The organism is Pseudoalteromonas sp. PS5 (assembly GCF_004103255.1).
GTDB lineage: Bacteria > Pseudomonadota > Gammaproteobacteria > Enterobacterales > Alteromonadaceae > Pseudoalteromonas > Pseudoalteromonas peptidolytica.
In genome coordinates, this window is record NZ_RCSQ01000060.1 from 26,370 (window position 1) to 37,060 (window position 10,691).

The following is a 10,691-nucleotide window of genomic DNA, read 5'->3' on the forward strand; positions in this document are numbered from 1 at the left end:
TCAGTTTATGGTTGAGTTGCTGCCAAAAGCTCGAGTTAAATGGGCTTGCCGTCGTGGCATGTTAGAGTTAGACGTTATTTTAGGGCCGTTTGTTGATGAGGCATATGATGCGTTGTCTGACGAGGGTAAATATGTATTTCAGCGCTTAGTTACCTGTGAAGATCCAGATTTGTTCGCTTGGTTTATGGGTCATGAAGTATGTCCCGATCCAGAGCTAAAAAGTATGGTTACATTTATCCTTGGTCGGATCCGCGTCTAGAGTCGAATTTCAGTATAACCAACAGAGCCACAAGTTCTTTGTGGTTCTAGCGTTGTGCCTCACATTCCTATTTTTATTGTTATTCCCTCTGCTTTGGTGGTTCATCACACCAGTATGTTTTGTGCTCAGTTATTGGTGCTGGAGACAGTATCAAGCTCTCACGCCAACCTGTGGAACTTTGTTGTTGCTGCCAGAAAAAAACTATATAGAGGTACAATCACTAACGATGAATGTGGCTGGGCGGTTAATGGCCGCAACAATCTGGTTTGACATTCAAATTGAGCTCAAGTTACAGGATGAACATCATCTAAAACAGCGGGTGTTTATCAGACGTGACGCCGTTCGAGAGTCGGATTGGAGACTGCTTTGCCGTCTTATGCTAAATGCTAGGTAACCTGAACTTCGCATGTTAATCCCTTTCTTATACCAATTATCCTTATTAAGTAGTTTATTTCGAGGCTCCACTACCAATAGTTATCCAGCTATTGGTACGTAACGTCGCGTTGCCTAAAGGGTACAGATACTAAGGTGGTAGGAGGGAGCCAAAGCAAACTATTCTTAGTACACGTTTGCTATATCAGGAAGTGTAGTGGAAGGGTAGTAGCGCCTCCACTACAAAACTACTAGCCAAATCTTAGGCTATTTTTCTGGTGATAATATAGTCGGTGATGGGTTGTCGGTCATATCTGGAAAGTCTAGGGTGTAATGCAGCCCTCTGCTCTCTTTGCGCTCTAATGCGCTGCGGATAATTAGCTCAGCGACTTGCACCAAGTTGCGCAGTTCTAATAGGTTATTGCTTACTCGGAAGTTAGCATAATAATCGTGTATTTCCTGTTGCAATAATTCGACGCGTCGCAAGGCACGTTCTAGCCGTTTTGTAGAGCGCACAATCCCTACATAATCCCACATAAATAGTCTTAATTCGTGCCAATTATGGGTGATCACCACTTCCTCATCAGAGTTACTGACGCGGCTTTCGTCCCAGTCAGGGAGAAGAGCAGGCGCTTTGCTGTCGTTTATTTTTGCCAAAATATCTTTGGCCGCTGCATGTGCGAAGACGATGCACTCAAGGAGCGAGTTACTTGCCATGCGATTTGCTCCATGAAGACCTGTATACGCAACCTCACCAATGGCATATAAATTGTCTATATCGGTTCGGCCGTTAAAGTCAGTCATTACTCCTCCGCAGGTGTAATGTGCAGCTGGAACAACGGGTATCGGCTCTTTGGTAATGTCCAACCCTACACTTAGACATTTAGCGTAGATAGTAGGGAAGTGTTCAATTATAAACTCTTTGTCTTTGTGAGAAATGTCGAGATACACGCAATTCGCGCCCAACCGCTTCATTTCATAATCGATTGCACGAGCAACTACATCTCGAGGTGCCAATTCTTCACGTTCGTCAAAGTCTGGCATAAAGCGTGTACCGTCGGGACGTTTTAACAGTGCACCTTCACCACGCATGGCTTCTGTGATCAAAAAGTTTTGTAGTTCTGGATGGTATAAGCTCGTTGGATGGAATTGATTAAACTCCATATTGGCGACTTTACAACCCGCGCGCCACGCCATCGCGATGCCATCACCGGATGACACGTCGGGGTTTGAGGTATATAGATAGACTTTACTCGCGCCACCGGTGGCTAAAGCGACAAACTTAGCTGTAATACTTTCGACCCGATCCGCTTTACGGTTGTAAACGTAAACTCCTTTTATAAAGCTTGGGTTTGCGGTTTTGTCTTGGACTAAATCAATCGCATTATACTGTTCTAATATTTTAATTCTTGGGTGTAGTTGTACTTGGCTAATTAAGGTGGTTTGCACAGCTTTGCCAGTGGCATCGGCGGCGTGCAAAATTCGGCGGTGACTGTGGCCACCTTCTCGAGTGAGATGAAATCGCTCTTTTCCTTTGCTGTCGACTTCCATATCAAACGGAACGCCCTGTTCTATTAACCAGTTAAGGCAATTTCTTGCATTAGAGGCTGTGTAGTGTACCGCTTCGCGATCACATAAGCCCGCACCTGCCGCAAGGGTGTCTTCGACATGAGACTCAATACTATCGTTTTTCTTATCAAATACCGCAGCAATACCGCCTTGAGCATATAGCGTAGAACCTTCTTTTAAAGCACCTTTGCTAATCACTGTGACTTGACAGTGATTCGCTAGGGATAAAGCGAGCGAGAGGCCAGCTGCGCCGCTACCGATAATAACAACATCGGTACTATGGTGAGTCGTATTTTTCATATTCGAAGATCTTAACTGTTTTTACGTTTAATTCTGTTATTTATATCACATCTGCTATCATAGAAGGCAGAGAGTTTGTTCCGTTTAATGAGAATCATTTAGAACTTTTTGTGAGATAGCTTACGCGTTAGCGCTAAAAAGCTGCCGTGAATTAGTACGCAAAGATGGATGAATTCGTTTATTTTAAAAAAAAATACAAAAAAACAGAACTTTTTATTCGGTACTAAGTCAGAGTAGCTGTAAATGATGGCAACTAGTTACGATTTAGAAAAATACAAAGAGGAGTACCGGCTCGAATGAGCGAGCAGGATTTAGATCTAAATATAGTTAAACGCGTTCAACAGGGAGATAAAAACGCATTCAACCTGTTAGTTGCTAAATATCAAAATAAAGTTGCAGCGCTGATTTCTCGTTATGTAGCAAATCAAGGCGATGTGGCTGATGTGGCACAGGAAACGTTCATTAAAGCTTATCGAGCGTTACCTAACTTTAGGGGAGAAAGCGCATTTTATACTTGGCTGTATAGAATCGCGGTTAACTGTTCAAAAAATTATTTAGTAGCGCAAGGCAGAAAACCACCTGCCAATGACGTAGATGCAGAAGAAGCAGAGTTTTATGATGGTGCTGATCAGCTAAGGTCAAACGCATCACCTGAAAACTTGCTACTAAGTGATGAAGTAAAAGCAGTGATATTTAAAACGATAGACCGTTTACCCGATGATTTGAAAACCGCAATTACGTTGCGTGAGATTGAGGGAATGAGCTATGAAGAAATCGCTGTTGTTATGGACTGCCCAGTTGGGACTGTCCGTTCTAGAATTTTTCGCGCAAGGGAAGCGATAGATAACAATTTGAACCCATTAATAGGTGAGTCTTAAATATGGCACAAGCTGAAAATAAAGTGGCTGAAGAGCTAACAACATCGGAAATTTTTGACGGTGAGCTGCCACTCAATGCGGGATCGGAAGCTCGCCTAGATGAGCAAAAATTTGCACGGTACGCGCTAATTGGCGATGTAATGCGCAGCGACAAACAAGAAGCACCTTGTATTGATATAACAAAAAGCTTTGCAATCGCGCTGGAGAATGAAGCAGTACACAGTGTTTCAGTACCACAGCAGGAAACGCCTGCGACAAAAAGTAATGTAGTTGAATTAAGCGCTTGGCGTAAGCCTTTTGCCCAAGTTGCCATTGCTGCGAGCGTTTCGTTATTCGCCATATTAGGCGTTAACACCATGAGTAGTGATCCAGCGCAGCCGGTTAATGATACTTTACAATTACAATCAACCCCCTTTGCTGGTGGTGTATCACCAGTAAGTTTATCTACTGAGCCTGCCCTTGAGTCAGCAGCGAAAGGGATCCGTGAGCTGCAGCAACAAAGAATTGGCGCGTTGGTGCTTGAACATCAAAGACAGTCTCGGATGGCTTATGCACTGCAACAGACGGGTGAAGAGACGCAGATCAAACAAGAGGAAAAAGAGCAATAAATGAGAGCACTGGTAGTTGTATTAAGTGTATTTTTCTCTAGTTGGCTGTGGGCAAATGAGAATATCTCAGCCAAACAGCTGTTAAAGGATATGGCAAATGCTGTGCATCATCGCAACTTTGATGCCTCATTTGTTGTGGTCAAAGGTAAGTCAATGGAGCCATATCGCTGGCTGCATGGCAATTTAGGTGGAACCGAGCTTGAATTATTGAGTTTGCTCAATGGCGCAGGGCTTGAAATGGTTCGCATTGGCGACAAAGTAACTTACTTTGAGCCTAAATCTGACCCCTATACTATTCAAACAGATTCTATAGCAGGCCCCATACCTGAAGTGCTATTCAAGAATATCGATAGTTTGAAAGACAGCTATGATTTTGTTTTAGGCGGAAAAGGGCGTATCGTTGATAGACCAGCGCAATTGGTTAGGCTCGAAGCAAAAGATGATTCAAAATACAACTATTGGCTTTGGATTGATACAGAGTCTTCTTTGCTACTTAAGTCTGCCTATGTTAATCAACAAGGGGAATTGCTAGAGCAACTCCAACTTACCCACATAAGTGTCACTGAGAGCCCTACAGAACAATTACTTGAGCTATCAAAAAAGCAATTTCCAGCGCCGATCTCTGGACTGTTACAAACAATTGATAGTGGTGCCAAAAGTAACTGGCAAATTGGATGGTTGCCTCAAGGCTTTGAGCTGTTAAAATCTGATAGACATAAATTAGATTTGAATAATGAGTTAGCAGACTACTATTTGTTTTCAGATGGTTTAGTAGATATATCGGTGTTCGTGCAGCGCCCATTACCAGGCCAGCGCCCAAGCGGTGCACTGTCATCAGGGGCAACTACAGTATACGTTCACAATACTGGCGCGTTTGATGTATCTGTAGTGGGAAATATTCCTGCAATGACCGCGAAGGCAATAGCTGAGTCTGTAAAAAGACCTTTATGATTGAACAAACATTGACAGTTGCAGCCATTAAGGGGGCAACTGTATACCTCGAGGCTGAACCAAAGCCCGCTTGCGAAGGCTGTAATGGTAAGTGTGGGTCACAAGTATTTGCTAAGCTTTTCGGCACGCATAAGAAGCAATTTCCTATTGAACTACCAGAGTCTTCTGTTGCTGTCGGACAAAAAATTAAACTGGCACTTGACGACTCTAATGTGGTTAGGCACGCCTTTTACGTTTACATGTTGCCGCTATTTTTTGCCTTCATTGCGATGTTTTTTACTGCGCTTGTCCTTAACCTCAGTGAACCCTTACAAATTGTAAGTGCATTTTTAAGTGCCTCGGTTGGTTTCTTTTTAGCCAAAATGAAGGGGGACTCATTGAAACATCAGGTAAAAGTGATAAAAATTTACCCAATTAGTCTAGCAATAACGCAAATAGATGGTGATTGTACTAAATAAAATGTAAAATCGAGACCTTAATCTCTATTTGTGACTAACAGAAGTATTGAATCCAGTATATGAAGCATATCCGTAACTTTTCTATTATTGCCCACATTGACCATGGAAAATCGACGTTATCAGACCGCTTAATCCAAGTTTGTGGAGGTTTAACAGACCGCGAAATGCAGCAGCAGGTACTGGATTCGATGGACATCGAACGTGAGCGCGGCATTACCATTAAAGCGCAAAGTGTGACGCTTAATTATAAAGCCAAAGATGGTGAAACTTACCAGCTTAACTTTATCGACACACCTGGACACGTTGACTTTACCTATGAGGTGTCACGTTCTTTAGCAGCGTGTGAAGGTGCTCTACTTGTAGTTGATGCTGGTCAGGGTGTAGAAGCACAAACACTCGCTAACTGTTATACAGCGATTGAAATGGACTTGGAAGTGATCCCGGTCTTGAACAAAATTGACTTACCACAAGCTGATCCACTTCGCGTAGCCGAAGAAATTGAAGATATTGTTGGTATTGAAGCATTAGAAGCCGTTCGTTGTAGTGCTAAAACCGGTATCGGTATCGATGAAGTGCTTGAAGTCATTGTGCGCGATATTCCACCGCCAGAGGGGGATATTGACGCGCCTTTACAAGCCCTGATTATTGATTCGTGGTTTGACCCATACCAAGGTGTTGTATCATTAGTACGTATAAAAAATGGTGAGTTAAGAGCGGGTGAAAAGATCAAGATTATGTCTACTGAGCAAGCTCACCAAGTAGACAAGGTCGGTATCTTTACACCAAAGCAGACCAATACCGGAGTATTAAAAACGGGTGAGGTTGGTTTTGTTATCGCAGGTATCAAAGACATTCATGGTGCACCAGTTGGTGATACTATTACCATGGCTCGTGATTCAGCGACAGAGCGTTTACCTGGTTTCCAGAAGGTAAAACCGCAAGTTTATGCTGGTATGTTCCCTATCTCTTCAGATGATTACGAAAACTTCCGTGATGCACTGAACAAACTAAGCCTAAACGATGCGTCGCTATTCTTCGAACCTGAAAACTCGACGGCGTTAGGTTTTGGTTTCCGTTGTGGATTCCTTGGTATGCTTCATATGGAAATCATCCAAGAGCGTCTAGAGCGTGAATATGACATGGATCTTATCACCACAGCGCCGACGGTAATCTATGAAGTAGAAACTAAGCACGGTGTGGTAAAAATTGATAACCCATCAGATTTGCCTCCAGTTAATGATATTATTGAGATCCGTGAGCCTATCGTTGAAGCGAATATCTTAGTTCCTCAAGAGTACTTGGGTAATGTAATTACGTTATGTGTTGAGAAGCGTGGCGTGCAAACCAAGATGAGTTACCATGGTAAGCAAGTAGCGGTAACCTACGAATTGCCAATGTCAGAAGTCGTGATGGATTTCTTCGATAAGCTAAAATCTACCAGCCGTGGTTTTGCATCGTTGGATTACAACTTCAAGCGCTTTGAAGCATCAGACATGGTACGTGTAGATATTCTTATTAACGGCGACCGCGTTGATGCGCTTGCAATCATTGTACACCGTGATGGCTCGCAAAGCCGAGGTCGTCAGCTTGCTGAAGCGCTAAGAGAATTAATCCCTCGCCAGATGTTTGATATTGCAATTCAAGCTGCAATTGGTAACCACGTCATTGCTCGTAGTACCGTTAAACAGCTACGTAAAAACGTAATCGCTAAATGTTATGGTGGTGACGTCAGTCGTAAGAAAAAACTTCTGCAAAAGCAAAAAGAAGGTAAGAAGCGTATGAAGCAACTTGGTAACGTTGAAGTGCCACAAGACGCATTCTTAGCAATATTGAAAGTAGGCAAGTAACAGGAAATACAAATGGCAGGTTATTTTTCAATTTTATTGGTGCTACTCACGGTCGGTTCAGGCCTTATTTGGTTGATCGATCATTTGGTGTACGCGCCAAAAAGACAAGCTAGGCTTGCTATCGCGCAAGGTGCGTCTGACACACAGTTAGATGACGACGTCATTGCAGAGATTGCACCTGAACCTGCCATTGTTGAAAATGCAAAATCAATCTTCCCGATGATTGCAGCGATAACAATTTTTCGTTCGTTTATATTTGAGCCGTTTCAAATCCCGTCAGGTTCGATGATGCCAACTTTGTTGATGGTGATTTTATTTTGGTGGAAAAGTACGCATACGGAATAAAAGATCCGGTATGGCGTAGCAAACTCATCGAAACTGGTACACCTGAGCGTGGTGATATTGCTGTGTTTAAGTTTCCGCTAGACGAACGTATTGATTTTATTAAACGTATCGTTGGTTTACCCGGCGATCATATAGTTTATCGCAATCGCCAGCTTTACATAAAGCCAAAGTGTGATGAAGGACAAAGTGAAGTCAATGGCCTAACGTGTGGTGAGTACAATAAGATTGATGTCGATATTGTTAACCGCGACGAATTTAAACAAGGGCCAATGCAGTTAGTGCGTTTAACTGAGCATTTGCCTAATGTAGAGCATGATATTTTAATTAACCCTGAAGTATTAGAGCTCACAGATCGCTACTATCAGCAACCTGGTACTCGCCGCGATGAGTGGGTAGTGCCTGAGGGCAGTTATTTTGCGATGGGAGATAACCGTAATAATAGCCAAGATAGTCGTATGTGGGGCTTTGTACCAGACGAAAATCTGGTTGGCCGAGCGGTATTTATTTGGCTAAGCTTTGACTTTGATAATGGCCCAGACAGTATTTTGCCAGGGTGGGTTCCAACTGGTGTTCGTTTTGAACGCCTAGGTAGTATTCAGTAACAATGAAAAGAAATGTAGAAGAACTTTATAATAAAATAGGGTACAACTTCTCTGATAAGGCGCTGCTTGAGCAGGCTTTGACGCATCGCAGTCACAAAGGCCAGCACAACGAGCGTCTAGAATTTTTGGGTGACTCTATTTTAAGCTTTGTGATCGCCAATGCGTTGTATCACAAATTTCCTAAAGCGCGTGAAGGTGATTTAAGCCGCATGCGCTCAACACTGGTTCGTGGCCAAACCTTAGCTGAATTCGGAGTGGAGTTTGCGCTTGGAGACTACTTACGTTTAGGTCCAGGCGAGCTGAAAAGTGGTGGCTTCCGTCGAGAATCGACACTTGCAGATGCAGTAGAAGCAATCATCGGCGCGGTATTTCTTGATTCAGATATCGAGGTATGCCAAAACTTGGTGTTAAATTGGTATGAGTCAAGACTGACTGCTATTTCGCCAGGCCACAATCAAAAAGATCCAAAGACATTGCTTCAAGAGTATCTTCAGGCACGCAAATTGCCACTGCCAGGTTACACTGTCATTGATACAAAAGGGCAAGCTCATAACCAAACATTCACGGTTGAATGTATAGTGGAAGGGATGGAAAGTATAATTTCAGTAGGCAGCTCGCGACGCAAAGCTGAGCAAAAAGCTGCCGAAAAAGCGCTAAAGATTTTAAAGAATGACGCTTGATACGCATTGCGGCATGATTGCCATAGTCGGTAGACCTAACGTAGGTAAATCGACACTATTAAATAAGTTGGTCGAGCAAAAGGTAAGTATTACCTCACGCAAACCACAAACGACACGCCACCGCATTATGGGGATCCACACTGAGGGTAACTATCAAGCGGTGTATGTTGACACTCCTGGACTTCATATTGAAGAGAAACGCGCCATTAACCGTTTGATGAACCGAGCCGCTTCAAGCTCTATCGGTGACGTAGAGCTGGTATTGTTTGTTGTTGAAGGGACGCACTGGACAGCTGATGATGAGATGGTGCTAACTAAGATAAAAGACAGTGGTCGTCCAATTTTGGTTATCATGAACAAAACCGACCAAGTCAAAGATAAAGACTTGTTGATGCCGCATATTCAATGGCTGAGTGAGCAGGGCGATTTTATCGGCATAGTTCCAATTTCGGCTAAGCAAGGTAAGAACGTTGACATGATCAAAGAGGAAGTACACAAACGCCTACCTGCGTGTGAGTTTTATTTCCCAGAAGATTATGTGACAGACCGCTCTATGCGTTTCTTAGCGGCGGAAATTGTGCGTGAGAAGTTAATGCGCTTTATGGGCGATGAGCTACCGTACTCCGTTACCGTAGAAATCGAACAGTTTAAGTGGCAGGACAACGGAGTTTGGCAGATCAATGCCTTGATCTTAGTTGAGCGAGAGTCGCAAAAACGTATGGTCATAGGAAATAAAGGCGAGAAGCTAAAAGTCATTGGTCGCGAAGCGCGTAAAGATCTTGAAAACATGCTTGATAATAAAGTTTATCTAGAATGCTGGGTTAAAGTAAAATCTGGCTGGGCAGATGACGAACGTGCTCTTCGTAGCTTAGGATACGGAGAAGACTGATTGGACAGCGACTTTCGGCAGGCTTACCTGTTGCATCGCAGACCTTATAGCGATTCTCAGGTGCTGCTTGATGTGCTTGTCGAAGGTGTTGGACAACTCAAAATGCTTGCCCGCGTCAAGGGCAAGCAAGCCCTCAAACATAACGCTCAACTGCGACCTTTTTCCCTACTATTGCTGCAATATGCCGGTAAATATGACTTCAAGTACGTAAATCGATTTGAACCTACTGATAATCAAATACAGTTACTTGGCCGTCAGCTTTATTGTGGTTTGTACCTTAACGAATTGACACAACGAGTTGTGCCAACAAACGAACCTTTAGAGCAAATTTTTGAGCTGTATCAGCTTCATCTTACTCGTCTGGCCGAAGATGACGATGTTGAACCAATATTGCGCAGTTTTGAACTACAACTGCTTGCAGAACTCGGGTTTGCAGTCGAATTAGAATTTGATGCAGATGGTAATCCAATCAAGCCAAAAGCAGCGTATAAGTATATTGCTGAATATGGTTTTATTGCAGTTGGTCGGGAACCTGATACGATACCAGGTAGTATGCTATTGGCAATTGCTGCTCATGATTATGAAGACCTTACGGTACGCAGGGCGGCAAAGTGGCTAACTCGCAAGCTAATGGCGCCTTTGGTTGGTAAGCAGGGCCTCAAAAGCAGAGAACTATTTATTTCAAAGAAATAAAATCACTTAACAAAGCGCAGTACAATAATACCAGTATTGCAGTGGTGGGCGATGAATCGCACACAATGTCTTATACCAATTTGACTTAATACTTGCTCAATTTGAAGGAGTAAATCTGACGGTAACCGCGTTAAAAATTTCTTATTTAGAACAACTAAATAGCAAAATTTTTGCCTTGCCTACAAGGATGTAGGTACCTTGGCGATAGCAGGATGCGGTAGCGGGGTTATCGACAAAATT

The 10,691-nt window shown here is 43.2% G+C and carries 11 protein-coding genes and 1 pseudogene; 11 read left to right on the forward strand and 1 reads right to left on the reverse strand.

Features of this window, described 5'->3' with window-relative positions; translation table 11 throughout:
* Window positions 1-7 precede the first annotated feature (7 nt).
* Together D9603_RS08640 and D9603_RS22330 are read left to right on the forward strand one after the other, a co-directional pair.
* Complete coding sequence (locus D9603_RS08640; RefSeq protein ID WP_125253573.1) at window positions 8-259, forward strand: succinate dehydrogenase assembly factor 2; 252 nt, start codon at window positions 8-10, stop codon at window positions 257-259.
* Between the two features lie 40 nt (window positions 260-299).
* Window positions 300-653, forward strand: coding sequence for a protein YgfX (locus tag D9603_RS22330; RefSeq protein ID WP_347232146.1), 354 nt, complete (start codon window positions 300-302; stop codon window positions 651-653).
* Window positions 654-898: 245 nt separating this feature from the next.
* Here the strand turns inward: D9603_RS22330 and nadB are convergent, their stop codons facing one another.
* On the reverse strand, window positions 899-2,500 hold the full coding sequence (nadB, locus tag D9603_RS08650) for an L-aspartate oxidase (protein WP_128730994.1): 1,602 nt from the start codon (window positions 2,498-2,500) through the stop codon (window positions 899-901).
* Between the two features lie 296 nt (window positions 2,501-2,796).
* Here nadB and rpoE point away from each other — a divergent pair, with 296 nt between their 5' ends.
* The 9 genes and pseudogenes from rpoE to recO all read left to right on the forward strand — a co-directional run bounded on the left by rpoE (window position 2,797) and on the right by recO (window position 10,451).
* Complete coding sequence (gene rpoE, locus D9603_RS08655) at window positions 2,797-3,378, forward strand: RNA polymerase sigma factor RpoE (RefSeq protein WP_128730995.1); 582 nt, start codon at window positions 2,797-2,799, stop codon at window positions 3,376-3,378.
* 2 nt (window positions 3,379-3,380) lie between these two features.
* The gene (locus D9603_RS08660; RefSeq protein ID WP_128730996.1) at window positions 3,381-3,986 is read left to right on the forward strand and encodes an RseA family anti-sigma factor; all 606 of its coding nucleotides are present in this window, start codon (window positions 3,381-3,383) and stop codon (window positions 3,984-3,986) included.
* Window positions 3,987-4,937, forward strand: a complete 951-nt coding sequence (locus D9603_RS08665) for a MucB/RseB C-terminal domain-containing protein (protein WP_128730997.1) — start codon at window positions 3,987-3,989, stop codon at window positions 4,935-4,937. It begins immediately after the preceding gene.
* Complete coding sequence (locus D9603_RS08670; RefSeq protein WP_125254426.1) at window positions 4,934-5,395, forward strand: SoxR reducing system RseC family protein; 462 nt, start codon at window positions 4,934-4,936, stop codon at window positions 5,393-5,395. The genes D9603_RS08665 and D9603_RS08670 overlap by 4 nt, the downstream gene beginning before the upstream one ends.
* Window positions 5,396-5,454: 59 nt before the next feature.
* On the forward strand, window positions 5,455-7,242 hold the full coding sequence (gene lepA, locus D9603_RS08675; protein ID WP_128730998.1) for a translation elongation factor 4: 1,788 nt from the start codon (window positions 5,455-5,457) through the stop codon (window positions 7,240-7,242).
* Between the two features lie 12 nt (window positions 7,243-7,254).
* Window positions 7,255-8,189, forward strand: a pseudogene (gene lepB, locus D9603_RS08680) (signal peptidase I).
* A 2-nt stretch (window positions 8,190-8,191) separates the two neighbouring features.
* On the forward strand, window positions 8,192-8,869 hold the full coding sequence (gene rnc, locus D9603_RS08685) for a ribonuclease III (RefSeq protein ID WP_125254429.1): 678 nt from the start codon (window positions 8,192-8,194) through the stop codon (window positions 8,867-8,869).
* Window positions 8,859-9,758: a GTPase Era gene (gene era / locus D9603_RS08690; protein ID WP_125254430.1), complete on the forward strand. Its 900-nt coding sequence runs from the start codon at window positions 8,859-8,861 to the stop codon at window positions 9,756-9,758. Before rnc ends, era begins: the two co-directional genes overlap by 11 nt.
* Window positions 9,759-10,451: a DNA repair protein RecO gene (recO, locus tag D9603_RS08695; protein WP_128730999.1), complete on the forward strand. Its 693-nt coding sequence runs from the start codon at window positions 9,759-9,761 to the stop codon at window positions 10,449-10,451.
* The last annotated feature ends 240 nt before the right edge of the window (window positions 10,452-10,691 follow it).